Annotated in this window: 26 protein-coding genes; 8 read left to right on the forward strand and 18 right to left on the reverse strand. The window is 63.5% G+C overall.

Annotated features, from left to right (window positions below):
* Positions 1 to 11: 11 nt before the first annotated feature.
* Genes LN047_RS28245 through LN047_RS28260 form a run of 4 tightly spaced genes read left to right on the forward strand, consistent with a single transcriptional unit; the run spans position 12 to position 3,614 of the window.
* A complete protein-coding gene (locus LN047_RS28245) occupies positions 12 to 779 on the forward strand; it encodes an ABC transporter ATP-binding protein (RefSeq protein ID WP_373980822.1) in 768 nt (255 codons plus the stop codon).
* The gene (locus LN047_RS28250; protein ID WP_056327043.1) at positions 776 to 1,528 is read left to right on the forward strand and encodes an ABC transporter ATP-binding protein; all 753 of its coding nucleotides are present in this window, start codon (positions 776 to 778) and stop codon (positions 1,526 to 1,528) included. Before LN047_RS28245 ends, LN047_RS28250 begins: the two co-directional genes overlap by 4 nt.
* Complete coding sequence (locus tag LN047_RS28255) at positions 1,525 to 2,535, forward strand: branched-chain amino acid ABC transporter permease (RefSeq protein WP_128829643.1); 1,011 nt, start codon at positions 1,525 to 1,527, stop codon at positions 2,533 to 2,535. The genes LN047_RS28250 and LN047_RS28255 overlap by 4 nt, the downstream gene beginning before the upstream one ends.
* 11 nt (positions 2,536 to 2,546) lie before the next feature.
* The gene (locus tag LN047_RS28260; RefSeq protein WP_373980823.1) at positions 2,547 to 3,614 is read left to right on the forward strand and encodes a branched-chain amino acid ABC transporter permease; all 1,068 of its coding nucleotides are present in this window, start codon (positions 2,547 to 2,549) and stop codon (positions 3,612 to 3,614) included.
* Between the two features lie 73 nt (positions 3,615 to 3,687).
* Here the strand turns inward: LN047_RS28260 and LN047_RS28265 are convergent, their stop codons facing one another.
* From LN047_RS28265 to LN047_RS28345, 17 genes are all read right to left on the reverse strand, one after another.
* Positions 3,688 to 4,242 carry a hypothetical protein gene (locus LN047_RS28265; protein ID WP_373980824.1) on the reverse strand — a complete coding sequence of 185 codons (555 nt, stop codon included), beginning with the start codon at positions 4,240 to 4,242 and terminating at the stop codon, positions 3,688 to 3,690.
* Positions 4,243 to 4,347: 105 nt separating this feature from the next.
* Positions 4,348 to 4,629: a 30S ribosomal protein S17 gene (gene rpsQ, locus LN047_RS28270; RefSeq protein ID WP_006216549.1), complete on the reverse strand. Its 282-nt coding sequence runs from the start codon at positions 4,627 to 4,629 to the stop codon at positions 4,348 to 4,350.
* A gap of 2 nt (positions 4,630 to 4,631) precedes the next feature.
* Entirely contained in the window at positions 4,632 to 4,823 is a 192-nt protein-coding gene (gene rpmC, locus LN047_RS28275) for a 50S ribosomal protein L29 (protein ID WP_003806912.1), read from the reverse strand.
* Positions 4,824 to 4,834: 11 nt separating this feature from the next.
* Complete coding sequence (gene rplP, locus LN047_RS28280; protein ID WP_006389610.1) at positions 4,835 to 5,251, reverse strand: 50S ribosomal protein L16; 417 nt, start codon at positions 5,249 to 5,251, stop codon at positions 4,835 to 4,837.
* A gap of 2 nt (positions 5,252 to 5,253) precedes the next feature.
* The gene (rpsC, locus tag LN047_RS28285) at positions 5,254 to 6,045 is read right to left on the reverse strand and encodes a 30S ribosomal protein S3 (protein WP_008168950.1); all 792 of its coding nucleotides are present in this window, start codon (positions 6,043 to 6,045) and stop codon (positions 5,254 to 5,256) included.
* Positions 6,046 to 6,054: 9 nt separating this feature from the next.
* Complete coding sequence (gene rplV / locus LN047_RS28290) at positions 6,055 to 6,384, reverse strand: 50S ribosomal protein L22 (protein WP_006227021.1); 330 nt, start codon at positions 6,382 to 6,384, stop codon at positions 6,055 to 6,057.
* A 3-nt stretch (positions 6,385 to 6,387) separates the two neighbouring features.
* The gene (gene rpsS / locus LN047_RS28295; RefSeq protein WP_006216555.1) at positions 6,388 to 6,663 is read right to left on the reverse strand and encodes a 30S ribosomal protein S19; all 276 of its coding nucleotides are present in this window, start codon (positions 6,661 to 6,663) and stop codon (positions 6,388 to 6,390) included.
* 12 nt (positions 6,664 to 6,675) lie between these two features.
* A complete protein-coding gene (rplB, locus tag LN047_RS28300) occupies positions 6,676 to 7,503 on the reverse strand; it encodes a 50S ribosomal protein L2 (protein WP_056327037.1) in 828 nt (275 codons plus the stop codon).
* On the reverse strand, positions 7,504 to 7,800 hold the full coding sequence (rplW, locus tag LN047_RS28305) for a 50S ribosomal protein L23 (RefSeq protein WP_006216557.1): 297 nt from the start codon (positions 7,798 to 7,800) through the stop codon (positions 7,504 to 7,506). It abuts the gene before it with no gap.
* Positions 7,797 to 8,417 (reverse strand): 50S ribosomal protein L4, encoded by a 621-nt coding sequence (gene rplD / locus LN047_RS28310; RefSeq protein ID WP_008168948.1) that lies wholly within the window; start codon positions 8,415 to 8,417, stop codon positions 7,797 to 7,799. The genes rplW and rplD overlap by 4 nt, the downstream gene beginning before the upstream one ends.
* Positions 8,418 to 8,421: 4 nt before the next feature.
* Positions 8,422 to 9,111, reverse strand: coding sequence for a 50S ribosomal protein L3 (gene rplC / locus LN047_RS28315; RefSeq protein ID WP_056327035.1), 690 nt, complete (start codon positions 9,109 to 9,111; stop codon positions 8,422 to 8,424).
* Between the two features lie 417 nt (positions 9,112 to 9,528).
* Complete coding sequence (rpsJ, locus tag LN047_RS28320) at positions 9,529 to 9,840, reverse strand: 30S ribosomal protein S10 (RefSeq protein WP_003806903.1); 312 nt, start codon at positions 9,838 to 9,840, stop codon at positions 9,529 to 9,531.
* Positions 9,841 to 9,914: 74 nt separating this feature from the next.
* The gene (tuf, locus tag LN047_RS28325; protein ID WP_063953628.1) at positions 9,915 to 11,105 is read right to left on the reverse strand and encodes an elongation factor Tu; all 1,191 of its coding nucleotides are present in this window, start codon (positions 11,103 to 11,105) and stop codon (positions 9,915 to 9,917) included.
* Positions 11,106 to 11,182: 77 nt separating this feature from the next.
* The gene (gene fusA / locus LN047_RS28330; protein ID WP_056320702.1) at positions 11,183 to 13,285 is read right to left on the reverse strand and encodes an elongation factor G; all 2,103 of its coding nucleotides are present in this window, start codon (positions 13,283 to 13,285) and stop codon (positions 11,183 to 11,185) included.
* Between the two features lie 18 nt (positions 13,286 to 13,303).
* A complete protein-coding gene (rpsG, locus tag LN047_RS28335) occupies positions 13,304 to 13,774 on the reverse strand; it encodes a 30S ribosomal protein S7 (RefSeq protein ID WP_006389600.1) in 471 nt (156 codons plus the stop codon).
* A gap of 166 nt (positions 13,775 to 13,940) precedes the next feature.
* Entirely contained in the window at positions 13,941 to 14,318 is a 378-nt protein-coding gene (rpsL, locus tag LN047_RS28340) for a 30S ribosomal protein S12 (RefSeq protein WP_005017264.1), read from the reverse strand.
* A 560-nt stretch (positions 14,319 to 14,878) separates the two neighbouring features.
* A complete protein-coding gene (locus LN047_RS28345) occupies positions 14,879 to 15,556 on the reverse strand; it encodes a response regulator transcription factor (protein ID WP_373980825.1) in 678 nt (225 codons plus the stop codon).
* 285 nt (positions 15,557 to 15,841) lie between these two features.
* On the opposite strand from LN047_RS28345, the gene LN047_RS28350 reads away from it, so the two are divergent.
* From LN047_RS28350 to LN047_RS28360, 3 genes are read left to right on the forward strand one after another with little or no spacing between them, the layout of a single operon-like run.
* A complete protein-coding gene (locus LN047_RS28350) occupies positions 15,842 to 16,558 on the forward strand; it encodes a response regulator transcription factor (RefSeq protein WP_223573695.1) in 717 nt (238 codons plus the stop codon).
* A 34-nt stretch (positions 16,559 to 16,592) separates the two neighbouring features.
* On the forward strand, positions 16,593 to 17,699 hold the full coding sequence (locus LN047_RS28355; protein ID WP_373980826.1) for a FecR domain-containing protein: 1,107 nt from the start codon (positions 16,593 to 16,595) through the stop codon (positions 17,697 to 17,699).
* Positions 17,700 to 17,709: 10 nt separating this feature from the next.
* The gene (locus tag LN047_RS28360; protein ID WP_373980827.1) at positions 17,710 to 20,013 is read left to right on the forward strand and encodes a CHASE2 domain-containing protein; all 2,304 of its coding nucleotides are present in this window, start codon (positions 17,710 to 17,712) and stop codon (positions 20,011 to 20,013) included.
* Positions 20,014 to 20,022: 9 nt separating this feature from the next.
* Here the strand turns inward: LN047_RS28360 and LN047_RS28365 are convergent, their stop codons facing one another.
* The gene (locus LN047_RS28365; protein ID WP_373980828.1) at positions 20,023 to 21,330 is read right to left on the reverse strand and encodes a serine/threonine protein kinase; all 1,308 of its coding nucleotides are present in this window, start codon (positions 21,328 to 21,330) and stop codon (positions 20,023 to 20,025) included.
* Positions 21,331 to 21,486: 156 nt separating this feature from the next.
* On the opposite strand from LN047_RS28365, the gene LN047_RS28370 reads away from it, so the two are divergent.
* On the forward strand, positions 21,487 to 21,882 hold the full coding sequence (locus LN047_RS28370) for a TssQ family T6SS-associated lipoprotein (RefSeq protein WP_280001453.1): 396 nt from the start codon (positions 21,487 to 21,489) through the stop codon (positions 21,880 to 21,882).
* Positions 21,883 to 21,910: the final 28 nt, after the last annotated feature.

A 21,910-nucleotide genomic window follows, 5' to 3' on the forward strand; every position in this document is an offset into this window, starting at 1 on the left:
GCCCCGCACTCATGCTTGAGACCCAATCGCTAACGGTGCGGTTCGGCGGCCACGTGGCGGTCAGCGATGTCAGCTGCGCCTACGCGCCCGGCACCTTGACCGCCATCGTCGGCCCGAACGGCGCTGGCAAGACGACGTACTTCAACCTGATCTCGGGCCAGCTGCGCGCCAGCGCCGGAACCGTAGCATTGAACGGACGAGACCTGACCACGCTGTCGGCCCCGGCGCGCATGCACGCGGGGCTGGGACGCGCGTTTCAACTCACGCAGCTCTTCCCCCGGCTGAGCGTTCACGAGAACGTGCGGCTGGCGCTGCAGTCGCGGCAGCAGGGCATGGGGTGGCGCCACATCCGGTTCTGGCGCACATGGCGCGACGATCGCGGCCTCATGGACCGCGCCGACGCGCTGCTCGAGCGAACGCGGCTCGCGGCGCGCCGCGACCAACCCGCCGCCGACCTGCCGCATGGCGATCAGCGCAAGCTTGAAATCGCCATGCTCATCGCACTGGAACCGGCGGTGTTCATGTTCGACGAACCCACCGCCGGCATGAGCGTGGATGATGTGCCCATCGTGCTGGACCTCATCCGCGAACTGAAGGCTGACGCGTCCAAGACGATCCTGCTCGTCGAACACAAGATGGACGTCGTGCGCGAACTGGCCGACCGGATCGTCGTGCTGCACAACGGCCGGCTGATGGCCGATGGCGATCCGGGCACCGTGATCGCTTCGCCCATCGTGCAGCAGGCCTACCTGGGCGTCAGCGCGCCGGAGGCATCATGACCGTGCAGCCGCTTCTGGAACTGAAGGACGTCCATACGCACATCGGCGCGTATCACATCCTGCACGGCGTAAACCTGTCGGTGCCGGCGTCTGCCGTGACGATGCTGCTTGGGCGCAATGGAGCGGGCAAGACAACGACGCTGCGCACCATCATGGGACTGTGGCGCGCGACGCAGGGCCAGGTCTGCCTGGACGGCACACCAATCGGCGGAGCCGGCACGCGCACCTCTCCGCCCGACATGGCTCGCATGGGCATGGCGTACGTGCCCGAGAACATGGGCATTTTCGGCGACCTCTCCGTGAAGGAGAACATCCTTCTGGCCGCGCGCATGGCCAGGAATGCCGCGCAACTGGACACCGCGCGGCTGGAATGGATCTTCGGGTTCTTCCCCGCGCTCAAGAAGTTCTGGCTGCATCCGGCGGGCAAGCTGTCGGGCGGGCAAAAGCAGATGCTGGCAATGGCGCGCGCGATCATCGAACCGCGGCGCCTGCTGTTGGTCGATGAACCCAGCAAGGGCCTGGCGCCCGCCATCATCCAGAACATGATCGACGCGTTCATCGAACTCAAGCAGTCCAGCACCACCATCCTGCTGGTCGAACAGAACTTCAACTTCGCCCGCCGCGTTGGCGACTTCGCGGCGATCATGGACAACGGCCAGGTCGTGCACGCGGGCACGATGGCCGAGTTGGCCGAGGACGAGGCGCTGCAGACGCGCCTCTTGGGCCTGTCATTGGGAAGCCATCAATGAGCACGCTGGACATCGAAGCTCCCCTGCCCCGCGCGCGCGCGGATCTCATGCCCGTGCTGCTGGTGCTGGCGCTGGCCGCGATCGCGCTGCCGCTGGTCGGGTCGTTTTCCACCTGGGTGACGCTCACCTTCGCCGGCCTGGCGATGGGCATGATCATCTTCATCGTGGCGTCGGGCATGACGCTCGTCTTCGGGCTGATGGACGTGCTGAACTTCGGGCATGGCCTGTTCATCGCGATCGGCGCCTACATGGCGGCCACCGTGCTGGGTTCCATGGCGGACTGGACGCAGTCGGGCAGCCTGTGGACCAATCTGGCCGCGGTGCTGCCGGCCATGATCGTGGGCATGCTGGTGGCGGGCGCGGTCGGCCTTGCCTTCGAGCGCGTAATCGTGCGCCCGGTGTACGGTCAGCACCTCAAGCAGATCCTCATCACCATGGGCGGCATGATCATCGGCGAAGAGATCATCAAGATGATGTGGGGACCGCAGGCGATCACGCTGCCCTTGCCGGAATCGTTGCGCGGCGCATTCCTGCTGGGCGACGCCGCCATCGAGAAATACCGCGTCGTCGCGCTGGCGGTGGGCCTCATCGTGCTGGGCGGCATGCTGTGGGTGCTTAACCGCACCAAGCTTGGCCTGCTGATCCGCGCCGGCGTCGAGGACCGCGAAATGGTCGAAAGCCTGGGCTACCGGATCCGGCATCTGTTTGTCGGCGTGTTCGTCGCCGGCTCGATGCTGGCCGGCCTGGGCGGCGTGCTGTGGGGGATGTATCAGCAGTCGATCGTGCCGCAGCTGGGCGCACAGGTGAACGTGCTGATCTTCATCGTCATCATGATCGGCGGCCTGGGTTCCACCGTGGGTTGCCTGATCGGCGCATTGCTGGTCGGGTTGATGGCCAACTACACCGGCTTTCTGATGCCCAAGGCCGCCCTGTTCTCGAACATCGCGCTGATGGTCGCCATTTTGTTGTGGCGACCGCAAGGCGTGTATCCCGTCACCAACCGCTAGGAGCCGCCGACATGTCGTTTCGTCTGCTTTCCGGCGATCCTCCGCGCAGCGCGATCCTGGCGCTGCTGCTTGTCGCAATCGTGGCCGCGCTGGCCGCAGCGCCCTTCCTGTTCCCCGGTCCCAAAGCGTTGGCGGTCGCGGCAAAGGTCCTGGTCTTCATCGTGCTGGTTGCGAGCTACGACCTGTTATTGGGTTACACAGGCATCGTCAGCTTCGCGCACACCATGTTCTTCGGCATCGGCGCCTACGGCGTGGCGATTGCCAGCATCCGCATAGAACCGGGATGGACCGCGGTGCTTGCCGGCACCGCCGCCGGCCTGGCGGTGTCACTCGCCTTCGCGCTGGTGATCGGTCTGGCCAGCCTGCGCGTGCGGGCCATCTTTTACGCGATGATCACCCTGGCGGTTGCCGCGGCGTTTCAGACGCTGGTATCGCAGCTATCCGAACTGACGGGCGGCGAGGACGGCTTGAACTTCAAGGTCCCGCAGATGCTGCGGCCCGCGTTTCGCCCGTTGTCCGAGCCCCTGTTCGGCGTCACCGTGGACGGGCGGATCATCACCTACTACCTGATTGCAGCGGTCTGCCTGGTGCTGTTCCTGATGTTGCTGCGCATCGTGAACTCGCCCTTTGGCCGCGTGCTGCAAGCCATCCGCGAAAACCCCTTTCGGGCCGAGGCGATCGGCTATCGCACCGTGCTCTACCGCAGCCTCTCGAACCTGCTTGCCGCCGCGTTCGCGACGCTGGCCGGCGCGCTGTACGCGCTCTGGCTGCGCTACAACGGCCCTGATACGACGCTGTCGTTCGAGATCATGCTCAACATTCTGTTGATGGTGGTGATTGGCGGGATGGGCACGATGTACGGCGCGGTGGTCGGCGCCACCCTGTTCGTGTTCGCCCAGAGCTACCTGCAGGACGGCCTGCACGCCGTGCACGAGGTCGTCTCCGGCATCCCGCCGCTGGCGCTTTTGTTCGAGCCGGATCGCTGGCTGCTGTGGCTTGGGATTCTGTTCGTGCTGTCCGTGTACTACTTTCCGACGGGTGTCGCCGGACGGCTCAGGGAGCTTGCAAGACGCACGTAGCGCACAGGCGATCGCGCGCTTGCGGCATGACTTACTTGCGGTACCCCGGCGCTTGTCCTGACCCAGGCCCAGGCTATTTGCCGCCCTGCCTCAGCGCATCGGCCTCCCGTCTCAGTCCGTCGACGCGCCGCTGCATGTCGTCGACGCTGCGCCGGGTCTCGCTGCGCTGCTGATCCAGTTGCGAACCAGAAGGCGCGGGCAGCAACTGCGGCACATTCATGGGACGCCCGGAAGTCAGGGGAATCATCGCGGGCGGGCGGGAATCGGCGCCCGGCGGCGGCGCGTTCAGCACGCGTTCCAGAACCTTGAGCTGGTCGCGCTGCGCCTGCAGCGCGCGTTCCTGATCCAGCAAGGCCCGCTCATCAGGGTCATCGGTGCCAAAGATGGCAGCATGGTCGCGGGATCTGCCGTCCAGTTCCACCCGAGGGTCCGGTCCGGCGTTCAGCAGCTGCTGGCCGAGCGTCGTGGCGTCCGTCGGGGATGGCGACGGCTTCGGAGACGGAGCCGGCGGCGGCAGGTCGGCCTGCACGGGCGCGGCGCGCTCCTGCGCCATCGCCGCGCCGGCGGTCATGACCATCCAGCACAGGGCCGCACCGGCAAGCCGGGCTGATTTGCTGACGCTGAGCATGCTTACTTTCAGGTTTCCCAAGTGCGAGACAAAAAAAACGGCAAGGGTTTTGGCCCTTGCCGTTTTATATCAGAACGGCGAACCGTTCCGAGGTGCAGCTCTCACTTAGATGATACGTGCGGCTTCAACCAGACGCACCACGCGCCACGACTTCGAGCGCGAGATGGGACGGCCTTCAGCGATTTCAACCGTATCGCCTTCGTTGTACTGGTTCGATTCATCGTGCGCCTTGTACTTCGCGGAACGCATGATGATCTTGCCGAAGATGGGGTGCTTGACGCGGCGCTCAACCAGAACGACGACAGTCTTGTCCATCTTGTTGCTGACGACCTTGCCAACCAGCGTGCGCTGGCGCTTGGCCACTTGGGTGTTTTGAGTTTCGCTCATCTTTATTTCCCTGCCTTCTCGGTCAGCAAGGTGCGGACGCGAGCGATGTCGCGGCGCACGTTGCGCAGCTGGCTGGTGTTGGCCAGTTGCTGCGTGGCTTTCTGCATGCGCAGACCGAATTGTGCCTTCAGCAGGCTTTCGAGCTCTTTGCCGAGCTCGGCGGCGTCTTTCGAACGGAGTTCGCTAGCTTTCATGTTAGTACTCCTTAAGCACCGATATGACGCGCGACGAACGTGGTCGAAATCGGCAGCTTGGCAGCGGCCAGGCGGAAAGCTTCACGCGCGAGCTCTTCGCTAACCCCTTCCATTTCGTAGAGCACCTTGCCGGGCTGGATTTCAGCAACCCAGTACTCCGGGTTGCCCTTACCGTTACCCATACGGACTTCGGCAGGCTTCTGCGAGATGGGCTTATCCGGGAAAATGCGAATCCAGATACGGCCGCCACGCTTGATGTGACGATTGATGGCGCGACGAGCAGCTTCGATCTGACGAGCGGTCAGACGGCCACGGCCGGTAGCCTTCAGGCCGAACTCGCCGAACGACACGTGGGTACCACGGGTCGCCAGACCGGTGTTGCGGCCCTTCTGCTCTTTGCGATACTTTCTGCGGGAGGGTTGCAGCATGGTTATTCTCCTTCAGGCGCCGGAGCAGCATCCGCCTTGCGGGGAGCGCGGCCACGACCACCCGGACGACCGGTGCGAGCACCGTCCGGACGATCGCCACGCGGAGCGCGGCGCGGACGACGTTCTTCTTCACGCGGGGCTGCGGTTTCCGGCGGCAATTCGCCGTTAGCCAGCATGTCGCCCTTGTAGACCCAGACCTTGATGCCGATCACGCCGTACGTGGTGTGGGCTTCGGAGGTGCCGTAGTCGATGTTGGCCTTGAGGGTGTGCAGCGGCACACGGCCTTCGCGATACCACTCGGTGCGAGCAATTTCGATACCGTTCAGACGGCCCGAGCTCATGATCTTGATGCCTTGGGCACCCAGACGCATGGCGTTCTGCATCGCGCGCTTCATGGCGCGGCGGAACATGATGCGCTTCTCGAGCTGTTGCGAGATCGAGTCGGCGATCAGTTGAGCATCGGTTTCCGGCTTGCGGATTTCTTCGATGTTGACGTGCACGGGCACGCCCATCAGACGCTGCAGATCAGCCTTCAGGCTTTCGATGTCTTCGCCGCGCTTGCCGATCACCACGCCCGGACGAGCCGAGTAGACGGTGATGCGGGCATTCTTGGCGGGACGCTCGATGATCACGCGACCAACGGAGGCGCTCTTGAGCTTTTTCTTCAGGTACTCGCGAACGCGAATGTCTTCGGCCAGCATCGAGCCGAAGGCCTTGTCGTCGGCGAACCAACGCGAGGACCAATTACGGGTGACCGCGAGACGGAACCCAGTGGGGTGAATTTTCTGACCCATCGTGACTCCTTAAGCTCCGACCTTGACCGTGATGTGGCAGGTCTGCTTCTCGATACGGTTGCCGCGGCCCTTGGCGCGAGCGGAGAAGCGCTTCATCGACTGAGCCTTGTCCACAAAAATCGTGGTGACTTTCAGTTCGTCGATGTCGGCGCCGTCGTTGTGCTCGGCGTTGGCGATGGCGGACTCGACAGCCTTCTTCAGGATGACGGCAGCCTTCTTCGGCGAGAAGGTGAGGATTTCCAGGGCACGGCCGACCTTCTGGCCACGGATCAGGTCCGCAACCAAACGGGTCTTCTGTGCGGAGATGTGAACCCCACGGATAATGGCAGTAGTTTCCATCGCTTACCTCTTCGCCTTCTTGTCCGCGGCGTGACCCTTGAACGTACGGGTCAGCGCGAACTCGCCCAGCTTGTGACCGACCATGTTCTCGTTGATGTACACGGGAACATGCTGCTTGCCGTTGTGCACAGCGATCGTCAGACCGATGAACTCGGGCAGGATCGTGGAACGACGCGACCAGGTCTTGATCGGCTTCTTGTCTTTGCCCGCGACGGCCGTGTCCACCTTTTTGATCAGGTGAGCATCGACAAACGGGCCTTTCTTGATCGAACGTGACATAGTGTTCGCCTCTTACTTGCGCTTGCGCCGTTGGACGATCATATTGTTCGTCCGCTTGTTGCGACGGGTCTTGTAACCCTTCGACGGAGTGCCCCACGGGCTGACCGGCTCGCGTGCTTCACCGGTACGGCCTTCACCGCCACCGTGCGGGTGATCCACCGGGTTCATGGCAACGCCACGAACGGTCGGGCGGACACCGCGCCAACGCATTGCACCGGCCTTGCCGATTTGGCGCAGGCTGTGTTCTTCGTTACCGACTTCACCGATGGTGGCGCGGCATTCGATGTGCACACGGCGGACTTCACCCGAGCGCAGACGCACCTGAGCGTAGATGCCTTCGCGAGCCAGCAGGACGGCGGAAGCGCCGGCCGAGCGGACCATCTGGGCACCCTTGCCGGGGAGCATTTCGACGCAGTGGATCGTCGTACCGACCGGGATATTGCGGATCGGCAGCGTGTTGCCAGCGCGGATCGGAGCATCGGTGCCCGACAGCACGGTTGCACCGACTTCCAGGCCACGGGGAGCGATGATGTAACGACGTTCGCCGTCGGCGTAGCACAGCAGAGCGATGTGCGCCGTACGGTTGGGGTCATATTCCAGACGCTCGACCTTTGCCGGGATGCCGTCCTTATCGCGACGGAAGTCGACGATACGGTAGTGCTGCTTGTGACCACCGCCACGATGACGGATCGTGATGTGACCGTTGTTGTTACGGCCAGAACCACGGGTCTTCTTTTCGAGCAGCGGCGCGTAGGGCTCACCCTTGTGCAGGTTCGGGCTGACAACCTTCACCATGCCACGGCGGCCAGCCGAAGTCGGCTTAACTTTTACGAGGGCCATTTACTTCACCTCCGCAAAGTCGATTTCCTGGCCGTCCTTGAGCGAGACGTAGGCCTTGCGCTCATTGCGGCGGCGGCCAACGAATCGGCCAAAGCGCTTGACTTTGCCCTTACGGTTGAGGACCTGCACGGACTCGACCTGCACCTTGAAGAGCAGTTCGACGGCAGCCTTGATTTCCGGCTTGGTAGCGTCAGCCACGACACGGAAAGCGACTTGCTGATTCTTCTCAGCGACGAACGTGGCCTTTTCGGTCACGATCGGAGCCAGAATGACTTGCATCAAGCGTTCAGCGTTCATCCCAGCATCTCCTCGAGTTGAGCGATGGCCGGCTTGGTGATCAGCACTTTCTTGTAGTGGACCAGCGACAACGGATCGGCATAACGGGGCTCGACAACGGCAACGTGCGGCAGGTTGCGGGTGGCGAGGTAAACATTTTCATCGACGCTGTCGGTGATGATCAGGACCGAGTCCAGGCCCAGGCTCTTCAGCTTTGCAGCGGCTGCCTTGGTCTTGGGCGATTCCAGATCAAACGATTCAACGACGGCGATGCGGTCTTCGCGAGCGAGCTGCGACAGGATCGAACGGATCCCGGCGCGGTACATCTTCTTGTTGACCTTCTGGCTGAAGTTCTCTTCGGGCGAGTTCGGGAAAGTCCGACCACCGCCACGCCACAGCGGCGACGAAGTCATACCGGCGCGAGCGCGGCCGGTACCCTTTTGACGCCAGGGCTTCTTGGTGGAGTGCTTGACTTCCGTACGGTCCTTCTGAGCACGATTGCCGGAGCGCGCGTTGGCTTGGAAAGCCACGACGATCTGGTGAATCAGCGCTTCGTTGAAGTCACGGCCGAAGATCGTGTCGGGCGCGCTGAACGTAGCAGCGGCCTGACCTTGGTCGTTCAGGAGCTTGAGATCCATTTACTTACGCTCCCTTCTTGGCCGGGGCCTTGATGGCCGGGCGCACAACGATGTCGGCGCCAGCGTGGCCGGGGACAGCGCCCTTGACCAGCAGCAGGCCGCGCTCAACGTCAACGCGAACGACGTCGAGGTTTTGAACGGTGCGGGTGACGTCACCCAGGTGACCAGCCATGCGCTTACCCGGGAAAATACGACCCGGATCCTGAGCTTGACCAATCGAGCCGGGAACGCGGTGCGAACGGGAGTTACCGTGCGACGCGCGCTGCGAACCGAAGTTGTGACGCTTGATGGTACCGGCAAAGCCCTTACCAATGGTCGTGCCCGTGACGTCGACCTGTTGGCCGGCTTCGAACACGGATTCCACGGCGATCACGGAACCGGCCGAAAATTCAGCGGCGCGAGCGGGATCAAGGCGGAATTCTTTGAGGATGCTACCGGCTTCAGCGCCGGCTTTGGCGTAGTGGCCCGTTTGCGGCTGAGCCACACGCGAGGCACGACGAGTGCCATAAGCCACCTGGATAGCGGCGTAGCCGTCGGTTTCCAGCGACTTAACTTGGGTCACGCGGTTGTTGGACACGTCCAGCACGGTCACCGGGATGGATTCACCTTCCTCGGTAAAAATGCGGGTCATGCCGACCTTGCGACCCACCAGCCCCAGCCGGTGAGCGGCGGGCGTGGGTGTCGAATTCGACATCGTTTTCTCCATTCCCGACTGCGATTGGTCGGGGCTAATCAGGCAAAAGGTAACGGCCTTTGCCCTACGACTATGTTCAACCTGGACTTGGCGCGCCGTCCTCGAACTGCAGGGCGGTTTTCGCTTCATCCATAGTTAGACTTGCCACAAAATGGCAAGCTTCGCATATTAGCATGTTTTTTCTAAGCGGCACAAGCACTTAGCGGATTCAAGGCAAGCGGCAGTGGGCATTTTTGCCACGGTTTGCGCGCCCGGATCTGCGGCCAGGTACGCGCATGGCCTGAGGGCGCACATTGCACGAGAGTGAGCGCCTGCTCACGACTGCCACAGCAGCCGCAAAACAAAATGGCCGCAATCCCGAGGGAGTGCGGCCATTCTTGACGAACCTGCCGGCGAAGGTAGCAGGCTCGGAGCGTCTTACTGCAACGCGATTTCGACGTCGACGCCGGCCGGCAGGTCCAGACGCATCAGGGCGTCAACGGTCTTGTCGGTGGGATCAACGATGTCCATCAGGCGCTGATGGGTACGGATTTCGAACTGGTCACGCGACGTCTTGTTGACGTGCGGCGAACGCAGGACGTCATAGCGACGGATACGCGTGGGCAGCGGCACCGGACCGCGGACGACAGCGCCCGTGCGCTTGGCGGTGTCGACGATTTCGGCGGCCGATTGATCGATCAGCTTGTAATCGAAGGCTTTCAAGCGGATGCGGATCTTTTGGTTTTTCATGGCGTTTCCTAAAGAACGAGATGCGAGGGCGGGATCACGCCCTCGCTGGTTGGGTGCTGCTTAGTAGATCCGAATTACTTCAGGATCTTGGCGACGACGCCGGCGCCGACGGTACGACCGCCTTCACGGATGGCGAAACGCAGACCTTCTTCCATGGCGATCGGGGCCAGCAGCTTGACGGTCATCGTCACGTTGTCGCCCGGCAGAACCATTTCCTTGTCGGCCGGCAGGTCGATCGTGCCGGTCACGTCCGTCGTGCGGAAGTAGAACTGGGGACGATAGCCGTTGAAGAACGGGGTGTGGCGGCCGCCTTCTTCCTTGGACAGGATGTACACCTCGGACGTGAAGTCCGTGTGCGGGGTGATCGAGCCCGGCTTGGCCAGAACTTGGCCGCGCTGGACGTCTTCACGCTTGGTGCCGCGCAGCAGGATGCCCACGTTGTCGCCAGCTTGACCTTGGTCCAGCAGCTTGCGGAACATTTCCACGCCCGTGCAGGTCGTCTTGACCGTCGGAACGATACCGACGATTTCGATTTCTTCGCCGACCTTGATGATGCCGCGTTCGATACGGCCGGTCACCACGGTGCCGCGACCCGAGATCGAGAACACGTCTTCAACCGGCATCAGGAACGCGCCGTCGATGGCACGCTCAGGCGTCGGGATGTACGAATCCAGCGCAGCAGCCAGCGACAGGATGGCCTGTTCGCCCAGTTCGCCCTTGTCGCCTTCCAGCGCCAGCTTGGCCGAACCCTTGACGATCGGGGTGTCGTCGCCCGGGAAGTCGTACTTGGACAGCAGTTCGCGAACTTCCATTTCCACCAGCTCGAGCAGCTCGGCGTCGTCAACCATGTCAGCCTTGTTCAGGAAGACGATGATGTACGGCACGCCAACCTGGCGGCTCAGCAGGATGTGCTCGCGCGTTTGCGGCATGGGGCCGTCAGCGGCCGACACGACCAGGATCGCGCCGTCCATCTGGGCAGCGCCCGTGATCATGTTCTTGACGTAGTCGGCGTGGCCCGGGCAGTCAACGTGCGCGTAGTGACGCGTTTCCGTTTCGTACTCGACGTGAGCCGTGTTGATGGTAATGCCGCGTGCCTTTTCTTCAGGAGCTGCATCGATCTGGTCGTAGCCCTTGGCTTCGCCGCCGAACTTGGTCGACAGAACGGTCGTGATCGCCGCCGTCAACGTCGTTTTGCCGTGGTCAACGTGACCAATCGTACCCACGTTCACGTGCGGCTTGGTACGTTCAAACTTGCCTTTTGCCATGATCTCTATCCTTTGACTTTCAAGGAAACTTGATATCTGCCGGGGCCGTCCGGTTGGACGGACCCGGCAAGGGTTATTTACTTGGCCCGAGCGGCGATGACTTCGTCAGCGACGTTCTTGGGGGCCTCGGAGTAATGCTTGAATTCCATCGTGTACGTGGCACGGCCTTGCGTCAGCGAACGCAGGTTCGTGGCGTAACCGAACATCTCGGCCAGGGGCACTTCGGCCTTGATGGTCTTGCCACCGCCGACCATGTCATCCATGCCTTGGACCATGCCGCGACGCGAGGACAGATCGCCCATCACGGTGCCAGCGTAGTCTTCCGGCGTTTCGACTTCGACGGCCATCATCGGTTCCAGCAGCACGGGGCTAGCCTTGCGCATGCCTTCCTTGAATGCCATCGAACCGGCCATCTTGAACGCGTTTTCGTTCGAGTCCACATCGTGGTACGAACCGAAGAACAGGGTGACCTTGACGTCCACGACCGGGTAGCCGGCCAGGATGCCCGAAGGCAGCGTTTCCTGGATGCCCTTGTCCACCGCGGGGATGTATTCGCGAGGAACCACACCGCCCTTGATGGCGTCGACGAATTCGTAGCCACCGCCAGGAGCGAGGGGCTCGACCTTCAGGACCACGTGACCGTACTGGCCGCGACCGCCCGACTGCTTGACGAACTTGCCTTCGACTTCTTCGCAGACCTTGCGGATCGTTTCGCGGTAGGCCACCTGCGGCTTGCCGACGTTGGCTTCCACGCCGAATTCGCGCTTCATGCGGTCGACCAGAATTTCCAGGTGCAGCTCGCCCATGCCGGAAATGATGGTTTGGCCGGATTCTTCGTCGCTGCGCACGCGGAACGACGGATCTTCCTGAGCCAGACGCGACAGCGCCAGACCCATCTTTTCCTGGTCAGCCTTCGACTTCGGCTCGACGGCCTGCGAAATCACGGGCTCCGGGAAAATCATGCGTTCGAGCAGGATGTGGGAGTCGATGTCGCACAGCGTTTCGCCGGTGGTCACGTCCTTCAGGCCGACCACGGCGGCGATGTCGCCCGCCAACACTTCCTTGATTTCTTCGCGGTTGTTCGCGTGCATCTGCAGAATGCGGCCGATACGTTCCTTCTTGCCCTTGATGGGGTTGTAGACCGTGTCGCCCGACTTCAGGACGCCCGAGTACACACGCACGAAGGTCAATTGACCCACGAACGGATCGCTCATCAGCTTGAATGCCAGGGCCGAGAACTTCTCGGAGTCGTCGGCATTGCGCTGGATGGCGTTGCCATCGTCGTCCTGACCGTCGACCGGGGGAATGTCCACGGGCGAAGGCAGGTAGTCGATGACCGCGTCCAGCATGCGCTGCACGCCCTTGTTCTTGAAGGCGGTGCCGCACAGCATCGGCTGGATTTCGCCAGCGATGGTGCGTTGACGGATGGCCAGGTTGATTTCGGCTTCTTCCAAGGAACCCGTTTCCAGGTACTTGTTCATCAGCTCTTCCGACGACTCGGCAGCAGCCTCAACCAGCTTTTCGCGCCATTCGTTCGCCAGACCTTCCAGCTCGGCCGGAACGTCCTTGTAGTCGAACTTGGTGCCTTGGCTGGCTTCGTCCCAAATGATCGCCTTCATCTTGACCAGGTCGACCACGCCTTGGAACGTGTCTTCGGCGCCGATGGGAATGACGATCGGCACGGGATTGGCGCGCAGGCGGTTCTTCAGTTGGTCATAGACCTTGAAGAAGTTGGCGCCGGTGCGGTCCATCTTGTTGACGAAGGCCAGACGCGGCACGCCGTACTTGTTGGCTTGGCGCCACACGGTTTCGGACTGGGGCTGAACACCGCCCACCGCGCAGTAGACCATGCAAGCACCGTCCAGGACGCGCATGGAACGTTCCACCTCGATGGTGAAGTCCACGTGTCCCGGGGTGTCGATGATGTTGATGCGGTGCTCGGGGTAGTTGCCGGCCATGCCACGCCAAAACGCCGTCGTAGCAGCCGACGTAATGGTGATGCCACGCTCTTGCTCTTGCTCCATCCAGTCCATGGTGGCTGCGCCATCATGCACTTCGCCAATCTTGTGATTGACGCCGGTGTAGAACAGGATACGTTCGGTCGTGGTGGTCTTCCCTGCATCGATGTGCGCAGAGATACCAATGTTGCGATAGCGCTCGATCGGGGTTTTGCGGGCCATGGTGGATTAATCCTTAAATTACCAGCGGAAATGGCTGAAGGCCTTGTTGGCCTCTGCCATCTTGTGCGTGTCTTCGCGCTTCTTCATCGCGGCGCCACGACCTTCGGAGGCGTCGATCAGTTCGCCAGCAAGACGCAGATCCATCGACTTCTCGCCACGCTTCTTGGCGGCTTCACGGAGCCAACGCATAGCCAGGGCCAGGCGGCGCACGGGGCGCACTTCAACCGGCACTTGGTAGTTGGCACCGCCAACGCGGCGGCTCTTCACTTCGACGATCGGCTTGATGTTGTTGATCGCCAGGCTGAACACCTCGATCGGCTCCTTGCCGGTCTTGGTGGCGACTTGCTCGAGGGCGCCGTAAACGATGCGCTCGGCGACGGCCTTCTTGCCGTCCAGCATGACGACGTTCATGAACTTGGCGAGCTCGACGCTGCCGAACTTGGGATCGGGCAGAATCTCGCGCTTGGGTACTTCGCGACGACGGGGCATTGTTGCTTCCTTGTGTCTGTTCAGTTGAACCGTGTTTCATTACACGGCCATGGCCGCCCATTGGGACGACCCCTTACGTGCCGCGCACCTTCCCATCATCTGGATGGCGCGGTCGCACTTCCCGGGTGACGGACTTCCGTCACGTGGGGGTACTGCTGACTTGTAATTAAGCCTTCTTCGGGCGCTTGGCGCCGTACTTCGAGCGGGCTTGCTTACGGTCCTTGACGCCTTGCAGGTCAAGGGAACCGCGCACGATGTGGTAACGCACACCGGGCAAGTCCTTCACACGGCCGCCACGCACCAGAACCACCGAGTGCTCTTGCAGGTTGTGGCCTTCACCGCCGATGTACGAAATGACTTCGTAACCGTTGGTCAGACGCACTTTGGCAACCTTACGCAGAGCGGAGTTCGGCTTCTTGGGGGTGGTGGTGTACACGCGGGTGCACACGCCGCGGCGTTGCGGGCAGTTTTCGAGCGCGGGGCTCTTGCTTTTGATGATGCTGACTTCGCGCGGCTTGCGCACGAGTTGGCTAATGGTAGGCATGACCTTTGAAATCCCTTTTACGTACCACTGGTAAGTACTTACGTACTCGTCTCCTGGAGCGGGTGAGCTTTCGGAGAAGGCAGTTCGCGCAAAACCGCCTCAAACGTTCAAATACGTAAAAGAGCGGGCTTGCCAACAAACCATGACAAACGCACAAAATCGGGGGCAGCCAGAAAAACAGTTGCTACTAGCTGGAGCAAGGACAAAAGGCTCGTGACGCACCTTCGACCATGACCCTGAACTGTCTGCCTGAGCGTGCTGATTTTGCGCGCGAAATAAAGCAGTAAGCCCTTTAGCATAACTGAGATGAAGGGCTACTGTCAAAGTTTTTTGTAAGTGTCGCCAAGCCGCGCGTTGCCGGCAAAAGCCGGGCAGTTGGCTGCGGCTGACGAAAAATGGGGCCATGTAAGGGGCAAACCCCAGGGACAAAGCCGGCCGACAAAGGCGGCTGGCGGACCCAGCGGCCAAATCCGGTGCTTGATACCGCAGTGCTCGCGGACCGGGCTGCGAGCAATTCCTGCCCCACGTTCTGGATTGGAGGAGTGTACCCCCTTGCGCGCTCAGCGATCAGTAAATAGATAGCCGCTGCCGTAGACGGTGCGGATCGGCAACACCACGCCGGCGTGCTCGGCCTTGCGCCGCAATCGGCTGACGATGACGTCGATGCTGCGCGCGCTGCTGGCGCGCGCTCCGCCCCCTTCCGCCTGCAATTCGCTGCCCAGCACGTCGCGGCCCACGGCCTTGCCGGCCACGTTCAGCAAAGCCCGCACGATGAGACGTTCGTTGGCAGACAGGGATAGCGTCACGCCAGTCGGCGCCACCAGCGTCCAACCCTGGTCGCGCAGCTCCCATTGCCCGCTGCCCGTCTCGCGCGCGTCGGCCGGCTCAGCGTTGGCGGGCAGCCGGCGCGCAAGGGCGAGAAGGATGCAGACGAGTTCGCGTGGATCCTGGGGGTCTGGCAGACACGCATCGGCGCCGCTCTGAAGACAGCGCAGGCGGTTATCCACGGACATGTTCTTGCCGACGACCACGATGCCTAGCGGCGCGGAGCCATGCAAGCGGGCGACAAGGGCGTAGCCGATTTCACCTGATGCGCCGATGTCCAGGACCACGGCGTCGAAATGCCCGCCGCTGAGCAGGCCGAACAATTCCAGCGTAGTGGAGCAGCCGCGGGCCGAGATGCCGGCCTGCAGCAGCGTGGATACGGACGAACCCCGTACGGCCTCGTCCGGAGACATCACAAGTATGCGCAATTGATTCATATCTGTCCCGATCTGCGTTCCCTCCCCTTGCACCGCCTGCTGTGTCGCGGCTGGTGACATCGTTGGAACAGTGTGGCGCTCGTTAACGCAACAACTCCAGTCAAGATTCGTCAACTTTGCAATGTTTGACAGTTCTTGCCATAACGTAGCCGCGGAAGGGTTTTCCCGAGTTATCATTCGTTTACATAAATCCGCCCCCCTTCGTTTTGCTAGGTCGCCACACGCGCGCCTGCGCAGCCAACTTTCGCGAGAACTCGTCTAATGAAAATCGCGTCGCTGGAAGACGACCTGGATCAGGCTCGGCGCATCCAGCAGGTTCTGACCGCCGCCGGCTATGCTTGCACCAGTTACCACCAAAGCCGCGATCTGCTCGCGGCTTTGCGTACCGAAGCGTTCGACCTGGTGCTGCTGGACTGGCACCTGCCCGATATCGACGGCGACGACGTGGTCCGCTGGTTGCGCACCCATATCGGCGCGCGCATCCCTGTGATTTTCCTGACCAACCGATCGGCCGAAGATGACTTGGTCGAGGGCTTGCGCGCGGGCGCGGACGACTACATCGTCAAACCGATGCGTCCCCTGGAACTTCTGGCCCGGGTCGCGGCGCTGCTGCGCCGCAGCCAGATCGCCGAGCCCGTGGACCAGACCATCGAAGTCGCGCGATACCGTGTCGATCCCGCCGCACGCGTCATTACGCTGGACGACGTGGCCATTACGCTGGCGCCGAAGGAATTCGAACTGGCGCTGCTGTTCTTTCGCAACATTGGGCGGCTGATGTCGCGCGATGTGCTGGCCGAGTGCGTCTGGAACCGGGAAATCCCCGCCACCTCGCGCACGCTGGACACCCACCTGTCGAACATCCGGCAAAAGCTCCAGCTTCGTCCGCAGCACGGTGTGCGGCTGACCTCCTCTTATGCACTTGGCTACCGGCTTGAACTGGTCAGCCCGACCGACGACGGCCAGACCCTTTCGCTGTAGCTGCGTTGCCCGACTCCCTGGAGAATCGTTTGCCATGAGCCGCTTCCGCGCGCTTTGTTTGCTTGTCCTGGTTTCCTGCATCACGCTCACCGCCCCCGCGCGCGGTCAGCCAGCGGGCGCATTGGGCGACGACTTCATCCACCGGGTCCGTCCCGGCGATACGCTGATTGATTTGGCCTCGCGGTACACGCGCAGCCCGGCCAACTGGAACCGGCTGCAGACGCTGAACAAGATCGTCACGCCCGAAACACTGCCCATCGGGTTGGAGTTGCATATCCCGCTTGCCATGATTCCCGTGCGCGACGCGCAGGCGCAGGTGGTGCACGTGAGCGGCCGCGCAGTCCTGAATGGCAAGCCCGTGCAGCCCGGCACGCCCGTGACCGAAGGCAGCACGCTGGAGACCGCCCCCGACGGCTTCGTCACGCTTCAACTTGCCGACGGATCCCGCCTCACGCTGCCGTCCAGCGGCGCCGTGGACCTTACCCGCCTGCGGCAGTTCGAGGGCACCGCGCTGACGGATTCGGTGATCAACGTGCGCCGCGGCAGCGTGGAATCCAGCGTCGCGCCCGCGGGTCAGGGCGTGGGCCGTTTCGAGATCCGCACGCCGGTTGCGGTGACGGGTGTGCGCGGAACGCGCTTTCGCGTGCAGCGCAGCGCGCAGGGCGTGCATAGCGAAGTTTTGCAAGGCAGTGTGCGCCTGCAGGCGCAGGCGCCCGGCGACGCGCCCGCCAAACCGGTCGCGGTGGCGCAAGGGTTCGGCGCCGCGGTGGGCGCCGACGGCGCCATGTCGGGCGTACGTCCGCTGCTGGCTGCGCCGCAATTGGGCGAGCCGGTTCGCGCAGGCGGCACGTGGTCGATCCCCTTCGCCCCCGTCGAAGGCGCGCAAAGCTATCTGGTGCGCGTCTCGCGCGATGCCGAAGGCCTGCTGCCCGTTTCTTCCGCCAGCTTTCCGACCCCCGACATCCGCTTTTCCGCCCCCGGCCCCGGCACGTTCTACGTATCGGTGCGCGCCGTCGATGCCATCGGCCTTCACGGAACGGATTCGGTGCAGTCGTTCGAGGGCGCGAACATGCTGATGACGTCGTACGGGCTTGGCGTGGCGAGCGGCTCCGGCGGCCTTGTGACGCTGACCGCGTACTAAGGCACCCGCCATGCCCGACGCCGCCGACTCGCTCGACCGGTCCTGGCGGTCCGGCCTGTGGCTGACATTGGCGCTGGCGGCGCTGGCGGCGTTTCTGGGCGCGTTCAACGGCCTGGGCCGTCTGGACCAGGTCTTCTATGACCGCGCGGTCATGCTGACGGGCAGGCCCGCCGACCCGGATATCCTGATCGTGGCGATCGACGACGCCAGTATCGACGCGCTGGGCCGCTGGCCGTGGCGGCGCGCCATCCACGCCGCCCTGCTCGACCGGCTGACCGGCGCGCGCGCCGTGGGATTGGATCTCATCTTTGCGGAACCCGACAAGATCAATGCCGACGACGATGCAATTCTTGCAGACAGCATCCGTCGCAATGGGCATACCGTGCTGCCGGTGGTGCTGGACCGCCTGAAGAACCCGACGGCCATCGGATTGCCCATTGCGGAACTGGCGCAAGCGTCCGCCTCCACAGGCTTCATCAATGCGGTCATCGACCCGGACGGCGTCGTGCGCGAAGCCGCCCTCACCGCGCAGTTTGCCGGAGATCGCCGCAACCACCTGGCCATCTCGATGCTGGAAGTTGGCGGCCAAGCCGGCGAGGCGCAACGTCTGCTCAAGCGCGCCGATGCCGACGGCCGCATCCTGATTCCGTATGCGGGTCCTCCCGGCCATGTGCGGACGGTGTCGTACCTTTCGGTGCTGCGCGGCGACCTGCGGCCGGAAGACCTGCGCGGCAAATATGTGCTCGTGGGTGCGTGGGCCACCGGCCTGGGCGACGATTACCCGACGCCGGTGTCGCACGACGCCAACGGCATATCGGGCGTGGAGATCGTCGCCAACGTCCTGCAGGCCGCGCGCGACGACATCGCATTCCAGCGGCCGCCGGCTGCGTGGAGCGCGCTGTTCGCGGCGTTGCCGGTGTTGCTGGCCTGCCTGGCCTTGTGGCGCCTGGCGCCGAAAAAGGCGCTGCTCGTCACCCTTGCGCTGCTTGCCGTCATTCCCGCGGCAGCTTGGTTATTACTGGCCCACGCCTATCTGTGGTTCGCGCCCACCGCGGCGCTGGCGGGCGTGGCGCTGTGCTATCCGCTCTGGAGCTGGCGTAACCAGGAAGCCGCGCTGCGCTATATGGACACGGAGTTGCAGCGTTTGCGGCGCGAGTACCCGCCGATCCTGAACGAAGCCCGCGTGCAGCTTGCCAATCCCAGCGCCTCGCTGGAGAGCCGGGTGGGCGAACTTCGGCGCGCGCTGGCGCGGGTCCGCAACCTGCGGCGGTTCCTGGCTGACGGGCTCGACGGCATGCCCGATGCGACGCTGGTGTTCGACCAGGAAGGCCGCGTGCGATTTCGCAACCAGGCCGCCATCATGTTCTTCCAGCAACTTGGCGTTCGTCCGCCGCGCATCGGCCGGCCGGCGGCGCATCTGCTTGAACACACCCTTGCCGACGACGCTGCGCGGGCGCGCGTGGCCGACGCGCTGAGTGGCCGTCACCCGGCCGATGCGGCTTCGCCCTGGAGCGCCGACCTGGAAGTGCGCGACCGGGCTGGCCGCGACCTGATCCTGAAATGCGCCCCCATCCACACGGCCGAGGGCCAGTTCGCGGGCACGGTGGCCACGCTGACCGACATTTCCAACATCCGTCAGGCCGAGCGGCAGCGCGAAGAGACGTTGCGCTTCATCTCGCATGACATGCGCGCGCCGCAAAGCTCGATCCTCGCATTGGTGGAACTGGCGCAGGAAGGCGGGCAGCAGGAAGGACGGCACGACACGCTCGCGCGCATTGCGCTGCTGGCCAACCGCACGCTCAGGCTGGTCGACGACTTCGTGCATCTGACCCGCGCCGAATCGATGCCGATCAGCACCATCGAACTGGATCTGGGCGGGCTGCTGCAGGACGCCGTCGACGATCTCTGGCCGTCCGCCAGCAAGCGCGGCATCGCATTGGAAGCCAGCACGCCGCTACCGGTCGCCTACACGCGCGGCGAGCAGACACTGCTGATGCGCGCGCTGTGCAATCTGGTCGACAACGCCATCAAATACAGCGCGAGCGGCACGCGTGTCGATTGCAGCATCGATGAGCAGCACGGCTTCTGGTGCGTGCGCATCAAGGACCAGGGCCAGGGCATCGCGGCGCAGGACGTGGCCCGGCTGTTCGAGCCCTTTGCCCGTGTCGGCGCCGACAATCGCGACGACGTTGGCGGTGCGGGGCTGGGGCTGGCATTCGTGCATACCGTGGCCGGACGGCACGGCGGGCGAATCGAAGTGCAGAGCGAGCTCGGCGCAGGCTCCGAATTCATCCTGCACCTGCCAAAGGTGTAGGTCGCGATCCTATTGGAAGGTGTGCGAGATGACCGCGGGCTTGCCCGGCCTGACCTCGAGCGTCATGCGAAAGGGCGGCAGGTCTGCGTTGCGCACGACCACCTGATACTTGCCCGGAATCAGCTTGAGCTCCTTGACGGGCGGACTGATTCCCCGCGCCACGCCGTTGATCCAGACTTCGCCCCAGGGGCGGATGTCCACCCGCACGGTGACCGGCACCGGTTTGGGCTTGGGCGCCTCTTCGGCAACCGAAGCTGACGGCGCGGTTTCCTGCGCCGTGGGCGCGGGCGGCGGCTCGGCGGCACTTGGCGAATCCGCCTGCGTGCGCGCAGACGGCGAACCCGGCCCGGCGGCCGGGACCGTCGCGGTTGCTTGGCCCCCAGCGGCGGCGCCGGCCGTCAAGGGCGGCAGGTCGGCGGGCGCTTGCGATACCGCCGGCGCGGGTTTTGGCGTGGGTGTGGGCGTGGGCGCGGACACTGGCGCGGCAGGCTGCGGCAAGGGATGCACGACGGGCGGATTAGGCTGTACGACTTCCGAGCGGGTAATCAGCGCATTGGGACTGCCCTTGCCCCAATGGAACCACGCATAGATGCCCGCGCCGATCAACGCGAGGATCAGCAGCCAGAACAGCAGCGGACCGCGTCGGCGGGCGGGCTCGCGCCGTTGCGCGAAACCGGCCACGGGAGGCGGCTTGGCCGTCTCTACCGATTCGTCTTCCGGCTCGGCCGGTTCGTCGTAGGCGGCGACGCCAAGCAGGCTGGCCAGCTCCGCCAACGACTGCGGGCGAGCCCTGGTGTCCATCGCCAGGCCGGCATCGATGACCCGCAGGAAGTCCTGTCCGTACTTGGGCAGTCCCATGTCGGCCAGCGCTTCGTATTCGTCGTGGGCGCGGCGCTCGGGCGCCGGCGGCGGCCGGCTGCCGATCACCAGCGCGTACGCCACGGCGCACAAGGAATAGATGTCGGTCCAAGGTCCGCGCGGCCATTCCACGGAATCCGTGTACAGCTCGAACGGCGCGAAGCCCGCTGCCGGCGTCCTGCTTGCCCGGCGCGAGCGCGCCACCACCAGTTCGGGCAGCAGATGCGCCCGCGCGCCTTCATCCATGCCCACGGTTTCGAGCGAGATGTCGCCGCAGATTTCCCCTTGCGCATGCAAAGCGATAAGCGAAGGCAGAAGGTCGGACAGGAGCCGCTTGATGCGCGATTCCGGCACCCCGCCCGCTGCGCTGGCAGCAATGGCGCTCAATGGGCGAAGCGCCAACGGCGCAGCGCCTGAAAAGGGGCCACGCGGCGTCAACAAGCCGGCGGGTGTAGACATCATCGAAGCTGCGCAGACGCGCCAATAACAGGTTCAGGGGCTATTTAGGCGGAATATTATCCAATCCGCAACGGCAGGACATTGCCGAAAATGTCCGAGCGCATCAGGCTGTGGCACGATAGCGTACCGCGTCACCATCCTACATCTTTGGAAGCCATGAAAATTCGCATCCTGAGCAGTCTGCTTGGCGTATCGGCCCTGTTGGCCGGTTGCACGGGCATCTCCAAATTGCAACCCGAGAGCCCTCCAACGGCCGAAGCCCTGGCCGAGCTGCAGCAGGTGCGCGACCAGTACAGCGCCGGGCGCTACGGAGAAGTCATCCGCGGCGTCGCCCGTTCCGACACCCTGGCCACCTCATCCAAAGCGGTACGCATCGAGGCCTACAAGCTTCAGGCGTTCAGCTACTGCGTCACGCGCTATACGCAGCTCTGCGAGGACAGTTTCGCGCGCATCCTGGTCCTGGATCCGGCCTTCGAACTGGCGCCCAACGAAGCTGGCCATCCCGTCTGGGGACCGGCCTTCCAGCGCGCCCGCGCCCAGACGGCCAAATAGTCCTGCCGCACCCTTTCTTTCGCAAGTA

It is taken from the genome of Achromobacter sp. JD417, from assembly GCF_041879325.1.
Taxonomy (GTDB): domain Bacteria; phylum Pseudomonadota; class Gammaproteobacteria; order Burkholderiales; family Burkholderiaceae_B; genus Achromobacter; species Achromobacter mucicolens.